Source organism: Rhizobium sp. S96 (assembly GCF_030382195.1).
Classification (GTDB): Bacteria; Pseudomonadota; Alphaproteobacteria; order Rhizobiales; family Rhizobiaceae; genus Rhizobium.
In genome coordinates this window covers 341,958-366,969 of sequence record NZ_JAUDRY010000026.1, presented here as the reverse complement: position 1 = coordinate 366,969, position 25,012 = coordinate 341,958, and the positions used below count along the sequence as shown (strand labels likewise).

24 protein-coding genes are annotated in these 25,012 nt (G+C 59.6%); 3 read left to right on the top strand and 21 right to left on the bottom strand.

Annotation, left to right across the window (positions count from 1 at the left end; genetic code table 11):
• Positions 1-149: 149 nt before the first annotated feature.
• The 7 genes from aspT to QTL94_RS21965 all read right to left on the bottom strand — a co-directional run bounded on the left by aspT (position 150) and on the right by QTL94_RS21965 (position 7,952).
• The gene (gene aspT, locus QTL94_RS21995; protein ID WP_065692223.1) at positions 150-1,832 is read right to left on the bottom strand and encodes an aspartate-alanine antiporter; all 1,683 of its coding nucleotides are present in this window, start codon (positions 1,830-1,832) and stop codon (positions 150-152) included.
• Between the two features lie 68 nt (positions 1,833-1,900).
• Positions 1,901-2,290: a hypothetical protein gene (locus tag QTL94_RS21990; protein ID WP_289803098.1), complete on the bottom strand. Its 390-nt coding sequence runs from the start codon at positions 2,288-2,290 to the stop codon at positions 1,901-1,903.
• Positions 2,287-3,120 (bottom strand): hypothetical protein, encoded by an 834-nt coding sequence (locus tag QTL94_RS21985; RefSeq protein WP_289803097.1) that lies wholly within the window; start codon positions 3,118-3,120, stop codon positions 2,287-2,289. Before QTL94_RS21985 ends, QTL94_RS21990 begins: the two co-directional genes overlap by 4 nt.
• A 2-nt stretch (positions 3,121-3,122) precedes the next feature.
• Positions 3,123-4,064: a DUF2950 family protein gene (locus QTL94_RS21980; RefSeq protein WP_065691910.1), complete on the bottom strand. Its 942-nt coding sequence runs from the start codon at positions 4,062-4,064 to the stop codon at positions 3,123-3,125.
• 23 nt (positions 4,065-4,087) lie between these two features.
• A complete protein-coding gene (locus QTL94_RS21975; protein ID WP_065691911.1) occupies positions 4,088-5,497 on the bottom strand; it encodes a DUF3300 domain-containing protein in 1,410 nt (469 codons plus the stop codon).
• Between the two features lie 180 nt (positions 5,498-5,677).
• Complete coding sequence (locus tag QTL94_RS21970) at positions 5,678-6,487, bottom strand: bestrophin-like domain (RefSeq protein WP_065691912.1); 810 nt, start codon at positions 6,485-6,487, stop codon at positions 5,678-5,680.
• A 298-nt stretch (positions 6,488-6,785) separates the two neighbouring features.
• Positions 6,786-7,952: a transporter substrate-binding domain-containing protein gene (locus QTL94_RS21965; protein WP_502944166.1), complete on the bottom strand. Its 1,167-nt coding sequence runs from the start codon at positions 7,950-7,952 to the stop codon at positions 6,786-6,788.
• 633 nt (positions 7,953-8,585) lie between these two features.
• Here QTL94_RS21965 and QTL94_RS21960 point away from each other — a divergent pair.
• Together QTL94_RS21960 and QTL94_RS21955 are read left to right on the top strand one after the other, a co-directional pair.
• Entirely contained in the window at positions 8,586-8,879 is a 294-nt protein-coding gene (locus tag QTL94_RS21960) for a hypothetical protein (protein ID WP_065691913.1), read from the top strand.
• Positions 8,880-9,010: 131 nt separating this feature from the next.
• A complete protein-coding gene (locus QTL94_RS21955) occupies positions 9,011-10,699 on the top strand; it encodes a tetratricopeptide repeat protein (protein ID WP_289803096.1) in 1,689 nt (562 codons plus the stop codon).
• A 542-nt stretch (positions 10,700-11,241) separates the two neighbouring features.
• Here QTL94_RS21955 and QTL94_RS21950 read toward each other — a convergent pair.
• The 6 genes from QTL94_RS21950 to QTL94_RS21925 all read right to left on the bottom strand — a co-directional run bounded on the left by QTL94_RS21950 (position 11,242) and on the right by QTL94_RS21925 (position 15,874).
• Complete coding sequence (locus QTL94_RS21950; protein WP_244499494.1) at positions 11,242-11,850, bottom strand: nucleoside 2-deoxyribosyltransferase; 609 nt, start codon at positions 11,848-11,850, stop codon at positions 11,242-11,244.
• Complete coding sequence (locus QTL94_RS21945; protein ID WP_289803095.1) at positions 11,847-12,428, bottom strand: AAA family ATPase; 582 nt, start codon at positions 12,426-12,428, stop codon at positions 11,847-11,849. Before QTL94_RS21945 ends, QTL94_RS21950 begins: the two co-directional genes overlap by 4 nt.
• 32 nt (positions 12,429-12,460) lie before the next feature.
• The gene (locus QTL94_RS21940) at positions 12,461-13,231 is read right to left on the bottom strand and encodes an ABC transporter permease (protein ID WP_065691916.1); all 771 of its coding nucleotides are present in this window, start codon (positions 13,229-13,231) and stop codon (positions 12,461-12,463) included.
• Positions 13,228-13,989, bottom strand: coding sequence for an ABC transporter permease (locus QTL94_RS21935; protein ID WP_065691917.1), 762 nt, complete (start codon positions 13,987-13,989; stop codon positions 13,228-13,230). Before QTL94_RS21935 ends, QTL94_RS21940 begins: the two co-directional genes overlap by 4 nt.
• Positions 13,986-14,765: an ABC transporter ATP-binding protein gene (locus QTL94_RS21930; RefSeq protein ID WP_065691918.1), complete on the bottom strand. Its 780-nt coding sequence runs from the start codon at positions 14,763-14,765 to the stop codon at positions 13,986-13,988. Before QTL94_RS21930 ends, QTL94_RS21935 begins: the two co-directional genes overlap by 4 nt.
• 77 nt (positions 14,766-14,842) lie before the next feature.
• Positions 14,843-15,874 (bottom strand): ABC transporter substrate-binding protein, encoded by a 1,032-nt coding sequence (locus tag QTL94_RS21925; protein ID WP_065691919.1) that lies wholly within the window; start codon positions 15,872-15,874, stop codon positions 14,843-14,845.
• A gap of 146 nt (positions 15,875-16,020) precedes the next feature.
• Between QTL94_RS21925 and QTL94_RS21920 the strand changes: the two genes are divergently transcribed.
• Positions 16,021-16,917, top strand: a complete 897-nt coding sequence (locus QTL94_RS21920; protein ID WP_065691920.1) for a MurR/RpiR family transcriptional regulator — start codon at positions 16,021-16,023, stop codon at positions 16,915-16,917.
• 181 nt (positions 16,918-17,098) lie between these two features.
• Here the strand turns inward: QTL94_RS21920 and QTL94_RS21915 are convergent, their stop codons facing one another.
• The 8 genes from QTL94_RS21915 to QTL94_RS21880 form a co-directional block, all read right to left on the bottom strand.
• Positions 17,099-17,395 (bottom strand): type II toxin-antitoxin system RelE/ParE family toxin, encoded by a 297-nt coding sequence (locus tag QTL94_RS21915; protein WP_065691921.1) that lies wholly within the window; start codon positions 17,393-17,395, stop codon positions 17,099-17,101.
• 2 nt (positions 17,396-17,397) lie between these two features.
• Positions 17,398-17,658, bottom strand: coding sequence for a type II toxin-antitoxin system ParD family antitoxin (locus QTL94_RS21910; protein ID WP_289803094.1), 261 nt, complete (start codon positions 17,656-17,658; stop codon positions 17,398-17,400).
• A gap of 168 nt (positions 17,659-17,826) precedes the next feature.
• Entirely contained in the window at positions 17,827-18,660 is an 834-nt protein-coding gene (locus QTL94_RS21905) for an ABC transporter ATP-binding protein (protein ID WP_065691923.1), read from the bottom strand.
• The gene (locus tag QTL94_RS21900; protein WP_289803099.1) at positions 18,657-19,592 is read right to left on the bottom strand and encodes a FecCD family ABC transporter permease; all 936 of its coding nucleotides are present in this window, start codon (positions 19,590-19,592) and stop codon (positions 18,657-18,659) included. The genes QTL94_RS21905 and QTL94_RS21900 overlap by 4 nt, the downstream gene beginning before the upstream one ends.
• A 104-nt stretch (positions 19,593-19,696) precedes the next feature.
• Complete coding sequence (locus QTL94_RS21895; RefSeq protein ID WP_065691924.1) at positions 19,697-20,731, bottom strand: FecCD family ABC transporter permease; 1,035 nt, start codon at positions 20,729-20,731, stop codon at positions 19,697-19,699.
• Positions 20,728-21,441 (bottom strand): siderophore-interacting protein, encoded by a 714-nt coding sequence (locus QTL94_RS21890; RefSeq protein WP_158007274.1) that lies wholly within the window; start codon positions 21,439-21,441, stop codon positions 20,728-20,730. The genes QTL94_RS21895 and QTL94_RS21890 overlap by 4 nt, the downstream gene beginning before the upstream one ends.
• Before the next feature lies 1 nt (position 21,442).
• Entirely contained in the window at positions 21,443-22,378 is a 936-nt protein-coding gene (locus tag QTL94_RS21885) for an iron-siderophore ABC transporter substrate-binding protein (protein WP_289803093.1), read from the bottom strand.
• Between the two features lie 111 nt (positions 22,379-22,489).
• A complete protein-coding gene (locus QTL94_RS21880; protein WP_289803092.1) occupies positions 22,490-24,928 on the bottom strand; it encodes a TonB-dependent siderophore receptor in 2,439 nt (812 codons plus the stop codon).
• Positions 24,929-25,012: the final 84 nt, after the last annotated feature.

Genomic DNA, 25,012 nt, shown 5'->3' with positions numbered 1-25,012 from the left:
TGGTGACCTTAAGAAGGTGGCCTCCCGGATGGGGTGTTAGTTGTGAGTTAGACTGCGGCTGGACAGGCGCCGTAAATAGACGCGAGCGAGACGCTCGATCCGCGCCAGGCCAATCGCACCGAGCAGATGAGGCCGGACAGTCAGTGACCTTAGCCGAGCGCAGTCACTAGAACCGCACCCCAGAGAGCAAGGAGCACGTTGCCAATTGCATACCCAAGCCCATAGCCCAAAGCTGGTACGCTGCTTTTCGCGACGTCCTGAACGGCGGCCAGGGCAGGGGCAGAGGTGCCCGCTCCACAACAGGTTCCGAGAAGTACGCCTTCGTTCATCTTGAAAATCCGAGTGCCGACCAGGACCGCAAGCCCATGCGAGGCAACTACAACCACGATCGTGATCAATACCAGCGCAGGACCCGATGCAAGAAGGCCACTCACAAAGCTTGGACCCGCTGAGATGCCGACACACGCGATGAAGGCGGAAAGCCCCACGGAATCAAAGAGCCATAGCGTGGCCGCTGGAACGAAGCCGAATGTGCGCCTGCGAGCGCGGAGCCAGCCGGCTACCAACCCGCCGAGGAGCGTCCCAACGGCCACGCCGAGCCCCAATTCCAAGGCGCCAATCCGCAGGGCTGGAATACCGATCACTCCACCGAAGAAGATGAACATGGCGACATAAACCATGTCTGTCGCCGTCGTGGGCCGGTCGGCGTAACCTACGGCAGCGGCGGCTTCTTCGACGTGCTTGCGGCTGCCGACGATGGTCATTACGTCGCCCCTTTCGATTCTCAACCCGCCGTACGCAGGAAGTTCCTCGCCCAGCCTAGTGATCTTGCGCAGGAAGATGGTTCGCGCTTCAGGTTCCCGCCTGAGTTCAAAGATTGTCTTGCCTATCACCGATTTTTTGGTGACGACAACATCGAGTGTTTCGGTTGGTATATCAAGCAATTCCGCGTCATCGATTTCCCTGCCGATTCCGGCGCCTTTGTCCACCAGCAGACCACGCAGTCCGGCCACCGCGACAACGTCGCCGGTTTCAAACCTGAAATCGGGATAGGCCGCGACAACGTCGCTGCCCCGTCGAATTTGCTCGACGTAAGCCTTGGCCCCGGCAGGCACCTGCGCTTCAGCTTCGGAGACACTCATTCCAACCCATCGTGGATCAATGACGAAAGCGCGAGCTTCGATAGCACGCCTGGCAGACTCTCCGGTCGTTCGCCCTTCCGATGGCGCGTTGAGTTTTGCTTCCATCTCGGCGCAGGCTTCCCGGAGTGGCCGCGCCAGCAGTCGCGGCAGGAGTTGCGACAGCACAAGGATCGTTGCGATTACGCCGACGAGATAGGAAACAGCGAATGCGGTCGCGACGTCGGCCTCGAAGGCCCGCTGCACTGCCTCCTGGGCCCCCGTTTTTCGGAAGGTGTCGATCGCCACGCCAACGGTTGCCGACTCGGTCATCGCGCCCGCAAGAAGGCCAGCGGCGCTCCCAACGTTCAGGCCCAGCAGTGCGGCCAGCGCCCAAACGACAGCAAGTCCTACGACACAGACCAGTACCGTGATGGCGATCTGAGGCAGCGCCTCGCGATTGAGGCTCCGGAAGAATTGCGGCCCGGTGCGGTAACCAATCGCAAAGAGAAATAGCAGGAAGAACGCCTGTTTGACATCGTTGGCGACCTCCACGCCGGTTTGACCGATCAGCACGCCTGCGATCAAGCAACCGGCCACCGATCCCAGCGTGAAACTGCCGACCCTGAATTTTCCGACGGCATAGCCAATGGCGAGCGTGAGGAAGAGCGCAAGCTCCGGATGGTCGTTCAGTATTCCGGATAGGGTTTGCATTTGCACCACCGAGATCGTTGTCAACATCAGGCACGACAGACCTAAGGAGCATCACCGAACCGGTGACCTCAAATAAGCAGCAGCTTTTTCAGGACCGAGAAGACCTCTTTATATGGCAGCTTGGTTGCCCCTGCGATTGCGAACGGTACCAGTGCGGCTGCAGCCACTGGAAGCAACGTGCTGCGATTGACGAGCATCGACGACAGCTTCCGCGTCTGTTCGTATGGTTTCGTGAGATCGACGGGATCGATTGCCTGCTCGGCTTCCTTTGCGTCAGGTGCGGCGACGTTTGTTCCGATCCACTTACGCTCAACCGCGCGCTGCTGGATTGTGGCGCGAGCCGAGAGCGTGAGCAACGTCCTGTCTTTCAGCTGAGTGAGCGGTTTCGAGAAGGCGGACAGCGGATAGGCGAAGAAGGCGAGGACGACCACCAGCCAGCCCGCCATGATGGTGGTCAAGGTCGCCGCAGAAATCCCCGCCTGCATCTGGTGCCTGGACACCGCCGCGCCATGCCGCAACTGATGCCAAAGACGAAGAGAAGATAGGCATTCGGGTACTCACCGAGGAACGCGAGGCCACCCTTGCCGTCGGGATGCGTCGACACCAGTCGTAATTTGATACGGGCGACGCTTCGCAGCAGTTCGGCCCAAACCAAATGCCGCCAGATGCCGCGGGTGAACAGAAAGATGAACAAGGGAATGCTGACGAGGGCGCACCACCATCCGGCAATGGTCAACCGTGGGCCTTCGGCAGTCACCGTGGCAGCCCAACTGGTAGCCGGAAGCTGGTTGAAGGTGGCAAAGGCAAGCGCTGCCGAGATGGCGGCGAGCACGAGGCAGCCGAGTTCCGCGAATGCCGAGTCCCGTCGGCGCAGCGCCTTGCGTAAGGCGACACCAGCCTGGTCTTGCGATTCTGGCGGGATCATGGGCGCGCGCAGGAACTGGCCGAGCTTTCGTCGCAGGCCGGTTTCGACAGCCTGCTCGGCTGCCACGAAAGCGGCGATGCCGACAAGGAAACGCGACCATGGTCCCGGGTCGGAAAGATAGGCCCAAAAAGTGGGTGAATCCGAGCCCAGGGTCGGTAGCGTCAGCAGCAGCGGAACAACCCAGGCAATGGTGACGAAGAGCAAGATGCGACGGCCCGTACATAGGCTCTTTTCATGAAGCAGATTGAGCCGTCGCTGAAGCTCGAAGAACGGACCGCCGTGCGCCGCAAGAAACTCCAGGCGATCGGAGCCGTCGGCATTTCCTTCTCCCAGGGTAGAAGGCGCGGGGTCCGTCTTCTCCATTCTCAGTCCTCGGTCACGGACCATCGGTCGCCTGGATTGAACTGCTTCATGGCGCGCGCGATCTTGTCTGTGTCCGCGCCGAGATCGGCCTGGTAGACGATGCCATTGCGGTTCACCACGAAGGTGTTTACCCCCGTTTCGCCATACTTGGCCGGCCATGCAACCAGGGCGAAACCGGCGATCATGTGACCGTTGATCACATAGTCATAGGCGCCGCCGGCGATATTGCCGCCCTGCCGGGTCAAGATCTTGTAGCGATAGCCGAAATATCCGTCGTTCTTCGCCTTGTCGAATTGGACGTAGTCGAGATAGGGCGCCGCCGGGCTTTCACCCAAACTGTCGCTCTTGGGCCAGTAGAGACCATCGGCACGACCGGGGCTGCTGACGAGCTTCTGCGCATATTCGAGTACACCATCTCCGTTGTGGTCGGCGCTCGCGTATTCCTCCTGGGCATCGACATATCCCCGGACGGTTTCGATCGTCTGGATCTCATTCTCACCGATGCGACGATTGATGATCTCCTCGATGCCCACCACCGGGTCGAAGGCGAACTTGCCGGTCGCGGCCTTGACGATCGGGAAGGGGAAGGGCCACATCACTTCGCCGACGTCGATGATGTTATGGCCGTTGGTCTCCTCGAGGGCGATGCGTTTTCCGATCCCGTCCTTGATGGCAGCCAGCGTTTCAGAGACGCCGTCGGTCATTTTGAGGTGAGCCGCGTCCACGCCCAGGATGGCGGCCAGCTTGTCGAGGTCGGAGGCGTTCACCGCATCCTTGAACGCGGACATGGCTGCGTCCGCGTTGTCATACTCGATCGGCGGCTGTTTTGCGACCAGATCGACAAGATCCTTCGTCGCGGCATGCGCGCCCGCAGTCGATAGCAGGACCGCCAAGGCGGCTGTGGCAAGCAAACGAAATCCAATGCGACTGTTATGAACACTCATGGCAGTAACTCCGTTTGATCGATTTAGCGATGACGTCCACCGTGGGGTCTGCGAGCGTGGCCACCGCCACCTCCGTGGCCACCACCACCGCTGAAATGAGGCCCTCCGCCGCCAGCGCCACCTCCGCCATGATGGGAGAACTCCGGACGGTTGGCATGGTGCCCGCCGCCCATCGCCTGCCCGCCGCGCTGCGAGTGAAGATTTGCGGCACCGCGGGGTCGGACTTCGCCAAGCCCCGAGGGCCGGTTCGGACGGACGTCGCGCTTGCCGGCCATGGCGTGATGGCCGATATCGCGATTGCCGATTTCGCCGCGCCGGTCGCCGGATGGGCCGTTGCCCACACGATCACGGAGTTCGCCGCCGCCGCCGGCACCGGGGCGATTGCCGCCAGCGATCTTGTTGGTCCTGACGTCCTTGATCGCCGCCGGCGTCACTCTGGCGTGGTCGGCTTTTGCTGCGTTCGCCTTGACGGACTTCGCCCTGGCGCGAATATCGTTGTTGCCGCCCGCTTCCAACCGGTTGCGGATATTGGTCTTGTCGATGTTCGCAAACTGACTGTGGTCGAACTTGATCTTGCTGCGATCAACGTTTTTCCAGTCGACATCGTTGAAATTGACCTTCCCGTTTCGATCGAAATTGTTGAAGCAGTGATCGCAGTCGATATCGATGTCGTTCCCATCAAAATGGCCGCCCCAGACACCCCACCTGTCCCAGTCGACAACGGCGCCGAAAACCGCCCCTGTGACGAAGCCGGCGAAGTAGGTGGCGGTGGGGTAATAATAGTTCGGGTAGGGATCCGGATAGTAGCCGATCGGCGCCGGGGCGTAGCCGTCGTCATAGAGCATCTGAGGTTCGTACTGCGGTACGTATATTTTCTCGGGATTGGCGGCCTGGATGACCACGTTGTCGTTCTGCTGGACGACCTTCACCTTGTCGTCCGACTTGATGATCCCATCAGCGACCGCCTTGTCACGCAGCGTCTGAATGGCGATTAAGAGATCCTTTTGCTGGTCGGCGACGGCATCGCCGAGGTCCTGTGTCCAATCGAGATCGCCGCTCATCATCTTGACGATATCGGGATAGTTGAGCAACGACACGACACTGCCGTCCCAATCGTCCTTTGGCTTCAGCGAGGAATTCCCTTTTGCCTGATCCAGAAACCGTGCGGCTTCGACGATCTGCAGCGGATAGAGCGAAGCCGCGGTTATCAGCGCGACCAGCTCATCGGGGTAGAGCGCAATGCGCGCGACGAGCACCTGCATGTCCTCATCGCTCAATTCGGTTGAGTCCGCGGTCCCTGTCGTTGCGGATGCTTGTGGAGTGGCTGTCTGTTCCTGGGCGTGGGCCAGGCCTGCGCCTAAGCCGATGAACGTCGCCGCCGCGAGAAGGATCGCTGAGCGTCTTGCGTAGGCGTTTAAGAAGCGAAATGCCATCGACACGTCTCCTACAAGAGTTGCCGGGCTGCTTCACCGGGTGGGCAAGCCGTCGGGCAAACCATCTAACTTCAGGGAGGCAGCCGAACAGAATTCGTGCAGCTGCAAAAGTACTTTACGGTAAATTTGAACGTAACAAGGAGGTCGAGCAACGTTCGATCACAGGTCAAGCAACGCGATTTACTGAACTGGCGCGGGAGGCGGGGCCGATCCGCCAAGTCCTTGCCTGGTCCACTCGTAGACCCGAACGTCAGTTCGGAAACTGCCGAGGCGAGCCGTGGCCAGATCGAGGATATCGATCACGACAGCCGTCCAGACCAGAGTCAGAAGGAGGACAAGGAAGCGCACGGGCCGCCCCCTGAGCCCGAACTGGTATCCGAGGGATGCCATGCTCAACAGCATGACGCCAACGAGCAGCCAGAAAATCTGCGCGGGCAGACGGGTATCGAGCGCAAACCTTTCGGAGGTGCTGGCATCAAAGGTTTCGTTGACTGCACTCATCAGAGCGGCCGCCACAGCGTCCGGGCGCTGGCGAATGATCGCAGTGACGCGGTTCCAGATCTGCTGCTGCAGTGCGGAGGTTTGCTGGTTCGCCGTCTCGAGCGCCTGCGGGTCGCGCCCAGCACGAACGAACCCTTCGCGCACGTCCAGATATTCGACGAGCAGCTTCGCGACATCCTGGGCCTCGGGTGAGCCGACGGCTTGTGCGCGTAGTGAAGCCGTGCCGATGGCGTTTGCCTCGGCAAGCGCGTCCTGACGCCGCTCGTTGAAGCGGGCACTGGAGTAGGACAGCGTCAATGCCAGCACGAAGGCCAGGAGCCCAAGCATGCCGCCGACGACCACACCGACGTTTTCCGGTTGGGCGGTGCCTTGCGACCTGGCGCGGCTGCCAACCCGGTAGCCAACTTCATGGCCCGCCATTTGAAGGCAAAGCAGGACGAAACCTATTCCCCAGATGCTGATCTCGGCGATCGCGATGATGAAGTTCATGCAAGCCTCGTCACATTTGGCCCAGGGGCGCTACGTCGAGAAAGAGAAGCGATCTAGCTGTCACGCGACTTCCGTGCAGACGAGATTGCTAAACGCGCCGACGGGGTTGAGGAGGTCATCACGTGCTCCAATGTTCAGGTTTCGGCTTAGGTCGGGGCGGAGCCTAGACGCGGAGTGAATATTGGGAAGTACGTTACGGTAAACGCTGGCGTTACGGAGCGTGAAGACACAATCCGCTTTTCCTCCCGGCAAGTCATTGAGCCCGAGGCACTCCGGAGTTCAATCGGGGCACATGGCCTCATCTCTCCTCGCCCAGATATCGGAACAGTGTCTGCTTCCATTTGTCGTCGTGGATCGTCTCCAGAATGGCGATGTCGACGGCTTCGCGATATCGGCTCCGCGTGGGTACTGCCATGCCGTAATTCTGCGGATCAAACACCGTGTCGAGTACCCGTACACTTGAAGAGAAATGCTGTTCCGCAGTCCAGGCGAGCAACGGTTTGTCATAAATAAAGGCGTCGATTTTCCCGGCCACCAAGGCCTGGAAGCCATCTTGTACGTTGTTGAAATCCTGGTGCCTGATCCGCTCGCCATCAAGGAACCCCACCGTCGCCGATCCAGCGACGGCGCCCGCGCGCACGGTCGGCAAGTCCTCGAGGCCGTTGACGATGCCGCGCATCTGACGGGTCGTCAGAGCGGATGTTACGCTGGCCGTAAAAACCGCAATGGTGATGATCGAAACCACCATCCAGATGATGGCAAGAATCCTTCCAGCGAGTGTCTTCGGACCACGATGACCGGTGCTGGCCTGCGTCATGGCTTCCGCCGACCACCAGATGCTGGCACCTAGTCCTTTTGCCGCTCCGCCGCCGAAATCCTCGTTGTGGCGGTGCTCGAACAGCCAGATCAACGCGCCTACCGCAAGTGAGATGCCAATAAGCGCGCCGGCAGCCTGCATAAAGCCAAACGATATCATCGTACGGAGAATCTCGTGCCAGACCGAAACGCTGTTCGTCGGTACCGCTATGCCAAGACCCGTGTCGTAGAAAGGTTGTGAGAAGTCGAGGCTGCGCTCTCGCTCAGCCGTGATGGTGATAGCCGCCACAGATAGATCGCAATCGCCACGTGCGGTCATGTCAATAAGCTGCTGTACCGACGGTTCTTCCACGAAGCGAAACTTGACTACGAGTTTGCCGGCGATTTCGCGCCAGAGATCGATCGAAATGCCAGTCCAATTCCCGTCGGCGTCCTTCATCGCGAAGGGTGGGGCTTCCTTGGTGCAGACCACAAGCTCCCGATCAGGGAAGCCTGCCATCGCCGGCGGTAGATGTTGCCCGACCGCATGGTCTAAGGACGCGGCCAGCGTAAAGCAGACGCCCAGAGAGTAGAACGCCATGCGGATAGAACGCATTCCGATCATAGCAGCCACGAAGCCGGACCGTCCAAACGCATTGACTTTTTCCATCATCCTCAACCAACACGGCAGGGTTGGCTTCCAGGACTCCTGAGATGGAGCGCTCGCCGGATTAGGGAAGACCGCACCGGCGTTTGAACAATGTCAGCCGGAAGACCGAGCATGTCTGGTTTGCGCAAGCACGTTCAGGACGACAAACGGAATATTTGATGCACGGGGATCATCTGCGAAACAGCAAGTCAGTCCTACGCGAAAGCTCAGTCTTCGGGCCGGTTTTCGGCGCGCCTGCCGAGCAACACGCACCTGCGACGATGTTAACTTGCTGTTCGTTCAGCGAGAATGCCCACGGGTCGGATGTGCGCAGGAAACGAACGGAAAGTCGAGCTGACATCGGCTCGATCGTTCGGACCGGCGAAGGAGCAGAGGTAGTTGGCGAGTAGGCCATAGGTCCAAGGGCCGTCGTGCTTCAGCACGACACCGGTGGGGCGACACCCCGTTTGTTGGGGTCATGCTGATCGTCCGTGCCTGTCGGGATGAGGAACGCCTGGCCAAAGCCCAGACGACCGCTGCCCGCCCCGGCTGCTTCGGCTCACGTATGCAACGAATGTTACAGTAACGTACTTCTCAAGTTTTCCGTTTCGCGCATCATACGGTCCACCTTATGGGGGAGGCGTGGTTGATCCGATGGGCGATACCCGAGGCTTCGCGAGAAACGGTTCGAAGGAGGCGCAGCGTGGCCTCTGGCGACTGCTGCTGAAGCTGCCTTCCATTCGCGGTCGCCTGCAGATCATTGCCGCCCGGTCGAGCCACCTCAACGAACTCTTCGAAGCCTATGAAGAGGCGAACGTAGCTTTGGGGCGCTTTCAGAAAGAGCGAGATCGGGAGAGCTGCCCGCTGATCGAAGAGTATGAGGCGCTGTGCGCCGAGATCGAAAGCGACGTGCTCAGGCTCGTCCTTGAAGACAAGGATTCCCTCTAGCCGTCCTCCTTTCACTGACTGTTGAGCACCTCCTTTGAATTACATTAGAGATTTCGGTTGCAACTTTATGTCATCGAGTCAATAAAACCCCTGCGCAGATTTCAGCTTGGACGATTGCTCTGGGGACGACCATGAGTGCTGGAGTTCATGACAGACGCGAACAGGATCTGGACTGCGAACAGGCGCGGAGCGCCCTTGATCGGCTTCTCGCCGACCCAAGACTACGAGTTCCAGAGCGCCAGAAATCCATCCTCCTCTATCTGGTCGAACGACATTTCGAGCATGAAAGTGTGAAGGCCTATGCGATTGCGATTGACGTCCTGGGGCGGCCGAGCAATTTCGACCCCGGCACCGATCCGATTGTCCGCATTGAAATGAGCCGCCTTCGCTCCTCGCTTGAGGCTTACTATCTGGCGTTTGGCGATGAGCACGACGTCTGGATCAGCATCAAGAAGGGGAAGTATGTCGTCTGCTTCACCGAGAGGGCAGTGGCTTCAACGGCGCATGTCGCAGATGTCGAGGCATATCACGAGCCGGATCATTTCGCCCAAAATCGTGCGTTTCCCGGACCGGTAGAGAAGCCATATCAGAAACGGGCGAGGCGACTTGCGCTGCCCTCGATTGTGGCCGTGGCGGCAATCGCGCTGGGCGCTTACGCCTACACCTCTAGGCCGACCATATCCGAAAAACCCACTGTTTACGTATCTGTCGAGGCTGCCAGCCCTGACCGTACCGCAGAGGCAAATCAGATGCGAGACAGCCTGCTGACGGCCCTGACGCAGTTCCAGACGCTGAATGTCGCGCAGCCGGCCTATGCCTCCGTGCGGTCCAACGGGTCTGATCGACGCTATGAGATCCAACTCAAATATTATGGCGACGGCGATGATCGAAGCGTGTGGTGGCAGGTCGTCGAAAACGTCACAGGCCGGCTGCTGACGTCCGGCCTTGAACGTGTCGACACGACAGGAAAGAATGACACCGCTGTACAGGATGAGATCGTCAAGACGCTGGCGCAGCGGATCGCGGCAAATCGAGGCATCATCAATAGTATCGAACTGCAAGCCGATGGTTCGTCCCTCGGCAACGGATGCGTGATAAGGGCCGAGTACGCGCTCGATATTAGGGGCGATCTTGGCGCAGCGACGGAGTGCCTGCAACAGACCCTTCGGCTGAGGCCCGACGATTCCGATGCCAGTGCATTGCTGGCGCGGGTCCTCGTCACCCCGCAGGGAAGGGCGACAGCGCCCGAAATCGCTGATCGCGCGCTCGGTCTCGCAACGAAAGCAGCAGGCACCGCGCCGATGTCCGACCGAGCGCAAATGGCAGTGATGGCGGCGCAGGCCGCAAAAGGCAGGCCGGAGGCCGCGATCGAAGCCGGCAACCGGGCGATTTCTCTCAACCCGAACAATCCGGATGCGGCGGCCGCGTTGGGCGGCGTGCTCTATTTCGCCGGATACAGGCAAGCGGGCGTATCAATGGCGCTGGACGCCAGCAAGGAAACACCCGTGGTGCCCCGATGCGCGATGGTTGTACTGGCGCTGGATGCATTTCGCAACGCCCGATACTCGGAAGCCCTGCTGTGGGCCGAGCAGATAAATGGCAGCAGCCCTCTCACGAACGTGATCCGTTCGGCATCGCTCGGAGAGCTCGGCTCGGACCAGGCGAAGGCGAGTGTCGACAACGCAGGCGTTAGCGGCTCTATGTTCCGAATGACAATGGACGCAACCGGTTTGCAATCCGACCTGGCTTCAATGCTCGAGCGGGGCCTGATAAAGGCCGGTGCTGATTTCGAACCCGTAGGGAGCATTCGCATTGACTGAAGGAAGTGGTCAGCAGCACTTCAATAGACGTCGCTGTCAGTACCCGCGTCGCTGACCTTGGACGAAGCGGGAATCTTAGCTGTTGCCTAGGGCTGCCAATCTCGGGTGTCATCGCCGCACTGCTTCTCTCTGTCGGTCATAGCGCGATATGCATGACAGCCGGAAGTGAACTTGGGGTGGCCGGTTTCCCGCGTCACAACGTAGCAACCGAAGAAAACGCCGTTGTGTTCGAAAACTGGACTACGAGCCAGAGTGAGCCCTTTATCAGATGCGTGCCAGCTTCGATGGTTGGCGACAGTTCGCATCCTTTCAAGGCTGCGTCCACCACCTTTCGCGCCAGACTGTCTGGCATCTGGGTGAGGTGGTGATTTCGATCGCCGGCTGAAACCACTGCTTTGGCATGCTGTAATCAAGGCGGCCATGATCTCTCGAGGCTGCCCGCGACAAAGACCGCTCAAGGTTCGACAACGTGACAACTCCATTTACGCTCCTGCCACACCGGAGTTGGCAGGAGCGTAGATCCCAAAGCAGACGTGCTCGAGCTATGCCAGCAGAGTCTTGTTTTGTGTTTGCTCGAAAAGTCGGCGCGCTGAAGCCAGGCAGTCTACGTAGGCGGACAAATCCTCGTAGACGGCATCAGCCGGCACGTCACGACGCAGCAGGAGCCCGCCACTGACATCGATGGCACCGTCAATCATCAGATTGTCGACCATCATGTGGTTTTCGACCATCATTCCATCGGGGCCCCTGACATAGCCATCTGACTGCCGCTCGCAGCGGCCGCCATAGTAGTCTTCCGTCAATCGCTCGAAATAGCCGCGCACGACGTTGGTGTAGCCAAACACCGGCTTGCCCAGCGCACGCATGAAACCGACCTCGAAGGCGGTGCCCACATCGGCTGCGATGCCGCGAAACGGCGTCAGATTGGCGATGGCGACATCGGAATCGCGCATCATCCGCTCGTTGGCGGCGCTGATGCGGCAGCCGAACTCGAACGGAGTAAGCCCCGTGGGATCGAGTTCCGTCTCCGCCATGACACTTGGTGCGAAACCGTAGTCGAGCGCCAGTTCGCCCTTGCGTCGCATCAGTTCCTCGCCGTTGCGGAAGAAGACTTCCGGCCCGGCGATGTAAAGCTTCGGTCTGATCGTCACGACAACCGCCCTTCTGCCAATGCCTTCATGATCCAGTCGCGATAGCGCTGATCCTTGTCTTCGATTTCCGGGATGACCTTCGAGGCTTCCGACATGAAGAAGTAGTAGTCGCGGCCCATCGCCTGTCCGCGCTGCGTGTGCATATCGAGCGCCACGTCAGGTATCTCAGGGAGAAGATCACCCAGGCCGACAGCATGCTTGGCCCAGTTCACCATGTCATCGCTCGTGCGGTCCTTCTTGCTGGAGCAGAGCAGACGCACGGCGTGCGCCGCAAACAGGAAGCGATCGCCGGCAGGCCGCGGGTAGCGCTGGTGCTGCTGGTAGAGCGTTTCCACCAGGATCGGCGCCTGCACATTACCGAAGCCGATGTCTTCGACCGCGATTACGCAAAGGCGCGACCACATCATTTCTTCCATTTCCGGACTTGTGAGAAACATTTCCCACGCGAGCAGGAGAACATTGTCCGTGAGACCGCGGCGGATGCACTTCTGAAAGGCCGAAATGACCTCGTCGGCAGCAAAGCCGTGTTCTGTTGTCGTGCGCTGCCAGGGATCCGGCGGTTGTTGTACTTTTACCAAGTCAGAACTCCTTCATTGAGATCATTGAATGGTTATTTCCAGCGACGCGCCACGGCGCGTTCGGCGGCGAGCGCCAAGCCGAAACAGGTCACGGAGATGATGGTCGCGATGATCGAGGTGCCGAAGGCGCGGTCCATGGCGAACCGGCTCGACGCCTCGCGGAACAGGAAGCCAAGTCCGGATGTTCCCATCAGGAGTTCGGCAAGGATCGCGGCCAGCACCGCTTCCGGGGCGATCAATCGGATGGCGATCATGATGTTGGGCACGGCCGATGGCAGCACCAGCCGCAGGAACGTCTGCCATCGGCTCGCGCCCATCACCCGAAACAGGTCGGAACTACCCGCCGGCAGTGACTGAAGACCGGACCCCGCGAAGATGAATGTGGGAAAGAAGGCCGATATTGCGACGATAGCGATGACGGTGCTGATGTCGTAACCCAAAAGCCGCGCAATGATGGGAATGAGAGCAACAACAGGAATGGACGAGAAGACGAGACCCAGCGGCGTAAGCAGCCCATTCAGGATGCGCGACGCCCAGGCCGCTATCGCGATAAGCACGCCGGCGACAAAGCCCGCAATGAGGCCAGCCACCGCGACAAGAAATGTCTCCGCGCCATTTCTGACATAGAGGCCGGGATTGAAGAAGATGTCGGCTGCCACAGCCACGGGGCCTGGGACCACGACAGCGTTCAACTCTCCGAGCGACACCCAAAGCTGCCACGCCAGGATGAGGGCTATTGCACCCCAGTATTTGGAGAGAAATATCGAAATTCGGGTGCCACCTGTCTGTTTCGGGTCGTTCATCTGAAACGCTCCTCCACGAACCGTTCGGCAACTCCCATCAATGCGAACAGGATGAGCGAGGTCGCGGTGGTGATGAGAACCGCGCTCCAGAGCAGCGGTATCTGGAAATTCTGCATTCCGCTGACCATCAGCAGGCCGAGACCCCGCGAGGCACCAAACCACTCGCCGACAATCTCGCCCATGAACGCAACAGGGATGGCAAGCTTCAATCCCGAGATCAGGGAGGGCAGCGCCGAAGGAAGATAGAGCCGCAACACCGTGGCGAAAGGACCAGCGCCGAGTGTCTGGAACAGGCTGCGATGAGCCTCCGAGGTGGCACCGAATCCCGACGTTGCCGCGATATAGATCAAGTAGAAGACGCCAAGCGCACACAGTGCCACAGGCGTCGCGTCTCTTGAGGACAGGGTCATGAACACGGGAGCGAGTGCAATTGGCGGTACCGCGTGGATCAGCGCAACCAGACGATCAAGACCTGGCTTTACCGAGGCCAGAATGAGGCTCACTGCCGCAAGGATCAAACCGATCAGCACACCGAGACTATAACCGATCGCGACCGACGAGAAGCTTGCCGTGGTCGCTCGCAGCAGGAGCGGCCTGCGGGCCGGATCGGCGATGAAGGACAACACCGACGTCAGCGTCGGCCAGGTCATACCCGCCAGCTTGTATGTCCCGATCAGTTGCCAAAGGCCGAAAAACAGGAGGATACCGATCAGGCCCAGCAGAAAGCGCGTGGGGGATTGATTGCGACTGGCTGTCATTGGCTGCCGGACCCCGACGGTTCCAGCGCGAGCGTCAGCTCATCAGTCAGCGCATGAAAGGCGGGATCACGCATCACGGATGGTAGACGTGGGCGGGCGAATGGAACCGTGATATCGCGAATGATGCGGCCTGGGCGCCCGCTCATCACAATGATGCGGTCGGCAAGAAAAAGGGCTTCGTCGACCGAATGTGTCACCAGCAAGGTGGTAATGCCTTCGGCCTGCCAGATGCTCTGCAGCTCGATATTCATCTGTCGGCGCGTCACTGCATCCAATGCGCCAAAAGGTTCGTCGAGCAGCAGGACATCGGGATGAAGCGCCAGAGCGCGAGCAATGGAGGCGCGCTGGCGCATGCCGCCCGAAAGCTCACGTGTGCGGGCTTTCTCGAAGCCACCAAGGCCGACCAGTGACAGCAGATTTGCAATTCGTGTCCGGTCGGCCGGCTTTCCCGCGACCTGGAAAGGCAAGGCGATATTCTCGAAAATGTTCAGCCACGGCAGCAGCGCATGATCCTGAAACGCAACACCCAATCTATGGGCACTGCTGAGCTCCTTTGGCGATGCGCCATTGATGGTCACGCGACCTTTCGACGGCGCATCAAGGGCAGCCACCAGCCTCAGGATCGTGCTTTTGCCGCAGCCGGAAGGGCCAAGCACCGCCACGAACTCGCCTTTGGCGATGCTGAGATCAATCGTATCAAGCGCGCGTAGCGGCTGTCCGCTATCAAGGCTGAATGTCTTGTCGACATGGTCCAGGCGGATTGCAGGGTTATGCATTCGTCAATTCTTCGTTTCATGATGGGGGCGTGAGCACGGCCTGCCGGCGGCACTCTCGCCTTCCAAGAGGAGATCAATCAGAGAGCGGCAATCGCGTCCTGAAGCGGTCCGAGATCCACGATTTTTTCGGTCGGAGGGATTGTTTGGTGGCCCGCTGCCTGAGCAATCTTGGCAATCGTTGTCTGCACCACGGCCGGGTCGAACCAGAATGGTCCAGGTGTGCCCGGTGCCTGGATCAATGGTGTGCCGAGTTCGTTCTGCCTGATCTGTTGGGCAAGTTCGAGCCCGTAGTCCGACCCGTACTTATTGACGATCGCCTCGGCTGCGACCTTCGGGTCCTTGGCGTTCTCTTTCCAGCCGCGAATCAAGGCCTTGAGGTAGCCGACGACGAGCGGCCGGTTCTCGGCGACGTAGGACTTCTTGGCAACGATGATGCCGGCCGGCGTCGAATAGCCGAGCTTGTCCATCAGTGTGACGTGGAAGTCGGTCCCCTCTTTCATGCCCATGTTTTCGAGCGTGATCGGCTGGTTGGTCGCGAATGCGAAGTAGGCGTCACCATCGCCTGCCAGCAGCGGTTCGGGCGAAAAGCCGGTGGGCACGAGCGTATACTCGAGCGGGAGACCTGCTTTCGTCAGGATGTAATCGACAGTGTTCTTATCCGCCGGCATCTGGCTGAGGATACGGGCGCCGACGAGATCCTTCGGTTCGAGGATCGGTCGCTTGGCGAGCGACAGGATCGCGGCCGGGCTCGTTGGGTAGGAGGCGCCAAGAATGACGAAGTCGTTGCCCTTTTCGACCGTCTCCAGAAACGGGATCCAATCCGAGCCTGCGTAATCCGCCTTGCCCGCGGCAAGCTGCACCAGGACGCCGGGAGCATTCGGGCCGCCAGGCGTATATTTGATGTCGATCCCTTCTTGGGCGAAGTAACCGTTCTCCATGGCAATCCACAGGCCGGCATATTCGGCATTGGGGATCCATCCCAAGGCGGTGGTGACAGGCTTTAGGTCAGCTGCAAGCGATGGACCGGCAAAAGCCAAGCTGAATGCTGCGCCTGCAGCACCCTTCAGAACCTGGCGCCGACTTGGAGACAAAGTGGCGGATAACGGCATATTTCGATAGCTCCGAAGCTGCGTTGAGGGCAAGCTTCCTCCCCGAGAGAGAGCGGATTATTATTTTTATTACATTCAACGTAAAACGATGTAATAAATATTTCAAGAGCCGCGGGAACGAAATTTTGGAGACGAATGGCGGACGCATGACAGGCGGACTTCCCTCGCAGACTTTGGTCGCGGAGCGCATTGAAAAACACTATCCGGAACTGTCCAGTGCGCTGCGGCAGTTCGCGGATTTCGTGCTGGCGGAACCGCTTCGCCTTGCGCGCATGAGTATTCACGATGCCGTCGCAACCGTCGGCGTATCGGTCGCGACGGCGAACCGCTTTGCAACAGCCATAGGCTTCTCCGGCTATGCTGAGTTTCGTGCCGAACTGATCCGGGGATTCGAGACCCTCTTTGCTCCGGTCGAGCGCCTGAAGCAGAAGGTTGCCGAAGGCAATCCGACCTATGAAGTGATGGTTGCCTCGATGCGCGAGGACATCGCCAATCTCGAGGCTACGATCCGCAATCTGACAAGCACGCGCGCCGAAGAAGCCGTGGACATGATCTGCAAGGCAAAGCGGATATTCGTGGCGGGATTCGAGAACGCCGCGCATCTGTCGGGCATCCTGGCATGTGGATTGGAACTGACCGGAGCGAATGTTCGTGTGATCGAAAACGGCGGAGGGGCGGTGGGTGCAGCCCGGCAATTGTTCAAGTTCGGGCCCGACGACCTGGTGATCGCGATCGCCTTTTCGCTCTACATGCGCGATACCGTCGTTGTCGCGCGTCATGCAAAGCGCCATGGCATTCCATTGCTTGCCATCACCGACACGCTGAAATCTCCGCTTGCGAAGGTTGCCGACGTTTCGCTTTTTGTCGAAGCCTACCACGAATACAATCCGCCATCCGACACTGCGATCCTGGGGCTTATCGAGGCGCTGATTGCCGGCGTGGCGAGCAAGACGCCCGATGCGGCTGAGATCGCAGAGCGTTTCGCGGCCTATTCATATCCATGGATGCTGAGTGCCGATGCAGACTGGTCCTCGTCGAAATAATCCGATTGACAACCAGTTGGCGGCGGGTTTCCAGCTCAGGCGCGAACTGGCGCCGCTTAGTTTCCCATCAAATGCAAGAACGGTTGCGGATGGCTGATCTGCACGATGACGTAGAGATGCACAGAGTAGCCGCTTCAGCTTTGCTTTAATGCACGAGATAACCCAGATCGATATGTTCGCTTCATTCGTCGAACAGGGCGGCCCCATAGTCGGTGGCGCCATGTAAGATATGGATGATGACCACCGTTCCGGTTTCGACGCGGTAGGAGATCAGATAGTTGCCATAAACGCGACGACGAATACCATGGTGCTCGTAGCGGGGGACGAGGGCGAAGCCGTTCGGACTATCGACCAGTTCCTCACGCTTGCTCTGCAACTCCCGAATTAACAATATCGCGCGCAGTGGATTATGCTCAGCGATATAATCGGCGATCTGCTCAAGGTCGTTTTCCGCCTCGCTGGAGAACTCAAGGATCATGCTTATTTTTCGGCCTTGTCAGCCATCGCACGATATTTGGCGTCGAGACGGTCGAAGACATCGCTCGCCGGTTTCGTTCGGCCGGCCTCCGCATCGGCAATGCCGCGCCTGATGGAAGCATTCAGCGCGGTGAGACGGGTCTCGCGATCCTGGACCAGTCGCACACCTTCACGCAGGACCTCGCTTTTCGAACCATAGCGACCGGTATCGACGAGTTGCTGGATATAGCTTTCGAGCTGTTTTCCCAAATCGGCACTGATCATGCGGTCCTCCATCTAATGTGATGGAGAAAAGATCGGCCCTTTATCAACTATTATCAAGAATGTTGATCCGGTCTCCCGAAACGTTTTACGCGATCGAGTGACCGCGCGCGCCTATCAACAACACCCATGCCTCGTTGAGTTTCAGATCAGGTGGGGAAATACGACCGATCAGCCTTCCGACGCAATTTCGCAGGGGCACGCCGAACTGTTAGGTCGACGGCTCGGCACGACAAGAGGCGATCCAGTGACCGGATCTGGGAAGACTACGCTATCCAGATCGAAGACGGATTTGATCATTTCCGGCGTCACGATTGCTGCGGGAGCGCCTTCCGCGACGATCGTCCCCTCCCTCATTGCGACGAGATGTGAGGCGTAGCGGGAGGCCTGGTTGAGATCGTGAAGCACGGCAACAATCGTCCGGCCTTTCCGGTTCAGCGCCTCGAAGAGATCGAGAAGCTCGATCTGGTGGGCGATATCCAGGAATGTCGTGGGTTCATCGAGAAGGAGCAGCGATGTTTCCTGTGCGAGTGCCATTGCGACCCAAGCCCGTTGGCGCTGACCTCCCGAAAGTGTATCGACCGGTTGATTGGCAAGGCCCGCAATGTCGGTATCCGTCATGGCGGCATGTACGGCCTCTTCGTCCGCCGCCGACCATTGCCGGAGAAAGGATTGATGCGGATAACGGCCTCGCCCGACGAGTTCGGAAACGGTGATGCCATCAGGGGCGGCAAAGGATTGCGGCAGCAGCCCGAGGCGACGGGCGACGCTCTTCGTCGGCAGGCGAGCGATGTCCTGTCCATCGAGAAGAACGCTGCCCTCGGCAGGCACAAGCAGACGTGCGAGCGCGCGCAGCAGGGTGGACTTTCCGCAGGCATTCGGGCCGATGATCACCGTGAACGAACCCGGCTGCACGGCAAGCGACAGATCACGACAGATCGTTTTTTCCTTGTAGCCGAGGGTTATGGATTGCGCGGCAAGATGCGGTGCTTGTTCTATCGTCATCGCCGTCCCTCGCGGATGAGAAGCCATAGGAAATAGAAGCCGCCGACACTCACCGTCATGACCCCGACGGGGAGTTGGAGTCCAAAGGCGTGCTGTGCCGCGGCATCCGCGGCGGTGAGGAGCACCGCGCCCATCAGTCCCGAGAGCAGCAGCGACGTGCCGGAAGATAGTGCAAGGCGGTGGGCGATCTGCGGGGCAGCCAGCGCAACAAACGAGATCGGCCCTGCGACCGCGGTCACGATGGCGGTGAGCGCGACGCCGCACAAGGTGAGCCCAAGGCGGCTTTTCGTGGTTGCAATGCCGGAGGCAAGCGCGACATCCTCACCCAGTTCCATTTGTCGCATAGGCCGGGCCAGCGCGATGATGGGTATTGCCAATAACGCCAGAAGAATGGCTGCGGGTACAAGCTGCTCGAAGCCCAGACCGTTCAGGGATCCTGCGGACCACAATGCGGCTCCCATGGCGACATCGAGATCGGCCCTGCGGATCATCCATGCGTTCAAAGCGGAGAGCATGGCGGACGTGCCTATCCCGATCACGATCAGGCGGAAACCGTGATTGCCGCCGGCTCCGGCAAAGACATAGACGAGCGTTGCAGTGGCTAACCCGCCAGCAATGGCTCCTGCCGCAGTCAGGTAATAGCCGCCTGCAAACAGCAGGATGACCAATAGCGCACCGGTATGAGCACCGGCTGCAAAGCCCATGATATCGGGCGAGCCGAGCGGGTTACGCGTCAAGGATTGAAAGATCGCACCGCTCAAACCGAGAGCCGCGCCGAGAAGACCAGCGAGCAGGAGGCGAGGCAAGCGCCACTCGACGACGATCATTCTGGTCCTCTCCGCACCGCGCCCGGACAGGGCGTCCACAACATCCATCATGCCGACGTTGAATCGGCCTGCGGTCAAAGTGAAAAGACCAACAGCGATGAGCACGAAAAGAAGGCCGAGCGAAGCCCAAACTGTTCGTGCCGGGGTACGGAAGGAAAGCCGGGAACCGGCATTTGAACCTCGTCTTGGCAGGCGGCAGGTCAGCGTTTTCAAAGCGCGGTCGTCCTTGCGCTGCGGGCAAGCGCGATGAGAACCGGTGCGCCAAGGAATGCCACCACGATCCCGGCTTCCAGCTCATCGGGAAAAATGACGAGCCTGCCGGCAATATCGGAGGCGAGCAGGAGCATGGCCGAACCGAGCATAGTGAGTGGAACGATCCGTCTCTGGTCTGGCCCCGCCAGCCAGCGCACCGCATGGGGAACCATGAGACCGATAAAGGTGATGGGGCCGACGGCCGCGGTTGCCGCACCGGCAAGCAAGGTCACGGCGACCACCACGGCAACGCGCAGTCTGATCAGATTTAGCCCCAGAGCTCGGGCGGCATCGTCGCCGAGGATGGCGGCGTTCAGCGCAGGTGTGACGGCGAGCGCAAGGCCAAGGCCGAGTACGATGAACGGCGCAACGGTGACGGCAACATTCATGTTGCGTCCGCCGACCGTTCCAACCTGCCAATGACGCATGCTGTCGAAGGCTTGCGGATCGAGCAGGATTATCGAGGAGCCGATACCACCCAGTACGGCCGACAGGGCGACACCTGTGAGGAGCAGGCGAACCGGGGTCGCGCCGCCGGCGGACGTGCCGATCACATAGACGACTAATCCGGCGATGGCCGCTCCGGTGAGCGCGAACCAGACAAAGGCTTCGATCGATGCTAGCGAAAATATACCGACGGCCAGAATGACCGCGAAAGCTGCGCCAGCATTGACGCCGAGAATGCCGGGATCGGCAAGTGGGTTGCGGGTTACCGCCTGGATCAGAGCGCCGGCGGTCCCGAAGGCCGCGCCACACAGGATACAAAGGACCGTTCGCGGCAAACGATAATCGCGCACGATGATCTGTTCGGTCACATCGGGATCATAGTGCAGGAGGGCGGCGTTGAGTACGGGAAGCGAGACAGGCCGCGCGCCCAGCATCAGGCTTGCGATCGAGAGCAGCAGGAGCAGCAGGGCAAGGACGGCCACCGCTGGAAGCAGTGTCCGCGCAGGACGAGCGGCCAACCGGCTGGACGGAGCGCTCATGATCATGATCGGGCCTGCCCGTGGATCCAGTAACCGATCGAGGTCAGCCGCTCCCGCGGGAGTCCCAGCGTGTCACGAAAATGCCGACGGCAGGCGGCAACTTCGCTGGCCTCGCCGGCAACCCAGACGTAGCCGGGCCCCTGTGGGAGTTCCAGTTCCACGGCGATCTCGGAGAGCCTGCTCGCTCGCCCGTCATGGTTGAAGCTTGGATGCCAATGGCAATGATATCCATCGGCTGAAAAATCCTGGCGATCTTCGATGCTGTTGATCTCGACATGTGCGATGACTGGGACCGCGGATGGGCGCTCTTCGATGATGCGCCCAACGGCCGGCAACCCCGTCGCGTCGGCGAGTAGAACGACCCAACAGGAATCGGCCGGCGGGACGTAGCGGAAGCGCGGCTTGAGTACACCCAGCCGATCTCCGGGTTCGGCAAGGCGTGCCCATGTGGAGGCGATACCGCCCTCGTGGGACACAAAGTCGACTGTCATCCTACCTGCTGCGCCGTCCCAATGGCGGACGGTGTAATAGCGGCCCGGCGCATCGGCGAGCGGCGCATCTCCTTGCGGAAAACTAAGCCATGCGAATTCATCCAGCCCGCCGCAACTCGCGAAGCTGCGCAGACCATCTCCACCGAGCACCACGCGGATCATGGATGGGCTAATGTGTCTCTTCGAATGAACGGTGGCGACGTGAAATTCCGGCTCTTCGACCATGTCATTGCCCTTTCGTGGCCGCAGCGGCAATACGCTCGACAAAGTTCGGGAAGGCATAAGGAATGGACAAAACACTGACGGCGGATGTTGCCCAGACGGAAACGGGATCATCGAGCGCGATGTAGGCGCCTCGCCGCACAGGCCCGAAAGCCTTGAACAGCGGCTGGCCTTCCGCGTCAGCGCGCGCACCGGGGCCATACCAGACGATCAACACATCGGCGTCGATGCGATCGAGTTCCTCCAGGCTCACGCCGGTACCGTTGGCATCGGGCTCTGTTGCCATCAAAGCCTCAATGCCCGGTGCCAGTCGAAGTCCCATGGCGACAAGTTCGCGGACACGCGGATCGCGGGCGAAATAGACGCCGAGCGTGCCTTCACCCGGGAAATAGCTGCCAAAGATGAAGGTCTTGCCTTTCAGGTCAGGGTGGGTTGCGGCAAGGTCACGAAGTTGTTTTTCCGTGCCTTCAATCAGATCGCGGGCTTTTTGCGGTTCGCCCAGCGCCAGTCCCGTCATGACCATCTGCTCGCGCCAGTCTGCTTTCCATGGAGCCGAAGCGTAGACAACGGTTGGCGCAATACTGGACAGCCGCTGCCATTCGATTTCGTTGATACCGGTCTTGATGGCCAGGATCACATCCGGTTCGAGCGCGGCGATCGCTTCGTAGTCAAGTATGCCCGATTGCAGAAGCTCGGGTGTCTGGCCCCTGAGATAGGCTTCGTTCCAGGGAAGGATACCACGCTCGAACAGGCCGTATCGGTGCATGCCGACAGGCACACGACCAAGCGCCAGCACGGCATCCTCGCCATTCCAGCCAAGGGTGACGATACGTTTTGGCTCCGCGTTAATTCGGGTCGTTCCAAGCGCGTGGTGGATGTCGATCGGAAACGGTTTCTCTCCCGTTGCGAAAACGAGAGAGGGGGTTCCTGTCGAAAGCAATCCCGAATAGCCTATCAGTGCCGTCAGAAATTGCCGCCTGCTTGGGTCGTGTCGTAGGGTCATGGCAACAAAAGGCCGGCTACCGAATTTTAGCGGTAGCCGGCATCTTCCTCAGAACTTGTAACTAAGTGACAGCGTCGCATTCAACGGATCGCCATATACGTTGCTGTAGATGTTGGTGCTGGCGTAGTACTTCTTGTCGAAGAGGTTGTGGATGTTGAGTTTTGCGGCCACGTTCTCGGTGAAGTCGTACTTGGCCATCAGGTCGACCACGAAGAAGGCATCCTGCTTCGTCGTCACGCCATCCGGAAACGTGCCGTTCTTCTGGGTGAAGCTGCTGGAGCTTTCCCAGCGGACACCACCGCCGACGGTGAGCTTTTCCCATTCGCCCGACAGGCGATAGGAGGTGAAGAGCTTCATCGAATTCTGGGGAACGCCAACGCTGATATTGAAGCCATCCGGCAGGTGAGTGCTGGCATGGGTGAAGCTCGCCTGTACCTGCCAGTCGGGCAGGATCTCGCCGGAGAGTTCGAGTTCGATGCCACGAATGACAGCGCCATTCGCTGCGACATAAGCGTCATCACCGGTGGGAGTGAGATTGCCGTCGGCGACAGCGTAGTTGTCCTGTTTGGTACGGAAAAGAGCGACGCTGGCGTTCAATCGTTCGTCGAACAGTGCGGCCTTCATGCCGATTTCATAGGTATCGCCAGTGACCGGCTGCAGCGTTTGCCCGCTTACGTCCATCACGGACTGCGGCTGGAAGATGCTGGTGTAGCTGGCGTAGGCCGGGAGGCTGTCTGTAAGATCGTAGACAACGCCGGCATAGGGAACCCAGACGCCGCTCTCCTTGATGGCATCCGGGTAGGGGCCCCAGGCGATATAGTCGTAGGTCGAGTCCTGATCGTACCAATTGATGCGTGAACCGAGGATAACGGAGAGATCGTCTGTCGGCTTGAGACGAGCGGCGCCGTAAGCAGAGTATTGCGTCAGCGTATAGTAGCGCGTGCCGGTCGTCGTCCATTCCGGCTCAGGGAAGTCGCCGTTCCAGTTAAAGATATTCGGGATCGAGGCGTCGAAACCGGGCACTGTCCAAAGCGGATACATGGCATAATCGGCGCGCGTGCGGGATGCATTCACACCGAAGACGAGATCGTGTTCGCGGCCAAACATTTCCACGGGACCTTCGACTCTGCCATCGAAACTCGCCTGCTTCGTTGGGATAGGCCATTTGGCAACCCAAAGGCTCGATCCCGCGCCGGTATCCTTGTCCGCGTAGCCGTTGCGGCTGAACCAGCCATAGGTACGGTCGTTGTTTTCATAGATGTAGGTGCCGGTTGCGGTGAGCTTCCAGTCGTTTTCAAACTCGTGCTCGAACTCGACGAACCCGCTGTAGCGCGTGCGGTCCTGGCGGCTCCAGTTCGCGGCCGAGTTGAAGGACCGGTCGAATACTGCGGGCGTGCCGTCAGAAAAATAGGCCGGTGCGCCGAAGTAGCCGCAAGCCCTGCATTCCTTGTTCTGGTATTCGCCGCCAAAGGTCAGCATCGAACGGTCATCAATATCGGCTTCCAGAACACCGTATAGTGCCTGCGATTTCTGCGTCAGCCGGTCGATGTAGCTATTGCCCTCTTGAAATGCGCCGACGCCGCGACCCCTAAGGCCGCCATCTTCCGAGATCGGGCCGCTAACATCGAAGGTTCCGCGGTGGGTGTTCCAGGACCCGATTGTGCCTTCGACGGACGCTTGAAAATCGGATGTCGGGCGTTTGCGTATCAGATCTACGGTCGCCGAAGGGCTGCCGGCACCGCTGAGCAAGCCGTTTGCGCCGCGGACGATCTCGATATGGTCATAGATCTCGGTGTCGAGACTGAGCGAATTGAGGTTTTTGTTGACGTTGACGCCATCGACCTGAAAGTTCTCGATCTCAAGGCCACGGGCAAACAGGCCCTTGTCATTGTCGTCGGCGATGCCCTTCTTCTTGAAGATGACACCAGGGCTGTTCACGACCACGTCTTCGACGCTGCGCAGGTCCTGGTCCTCAATCCTCTGACGGGTAATAACCGAAACGGATTGCGGGGTCTCGCGAATGGAAAGCGGCAGGCCGGTTGCGGTTGCCATTTGGCCTGTTGTGTAGGACCCGGTCCCTTCGGTTGTCCCGGGATCGCCGGCAATCACGAGCGTTTCGAGAGCGGTTGCGCCATCCGTATTGATGCGGCCTGCGTCCGTCTGGCGTGGATCGAAGACTGTTACCGCGTTGTCGCCGGTAAAACTGTAGGAAAGTCCGCTACCGGACAGGATCTGCTTCAAGGCATCGGTACGGGTGTAGGGCCCGACGGCGGCACTGGAGGTTTTGCCCTGCGTAATGGAGGCAGGATAGGCGATCTTCAATCCGCTGGTGCGCGCGAAACTGGCGAGCGCGCTGCTCAAGGGCTGTGCTGGAATATTATAGGATCCCGGCTGTGTCCTGCCCGTGGTGGATTGTTGTGCCAAGGCCGGCTGGCTCGACAATAGTGAAAGCGCGGCCACCGAGGCGACGAGCGCAGTTGCAAGCAATTTGTTTCGTCCCGAAAATCTCAACACAATACCCCTTCATGCGGATCGACGACGAAACCCCCGTTCGTCCCGTCATGTGTTGAG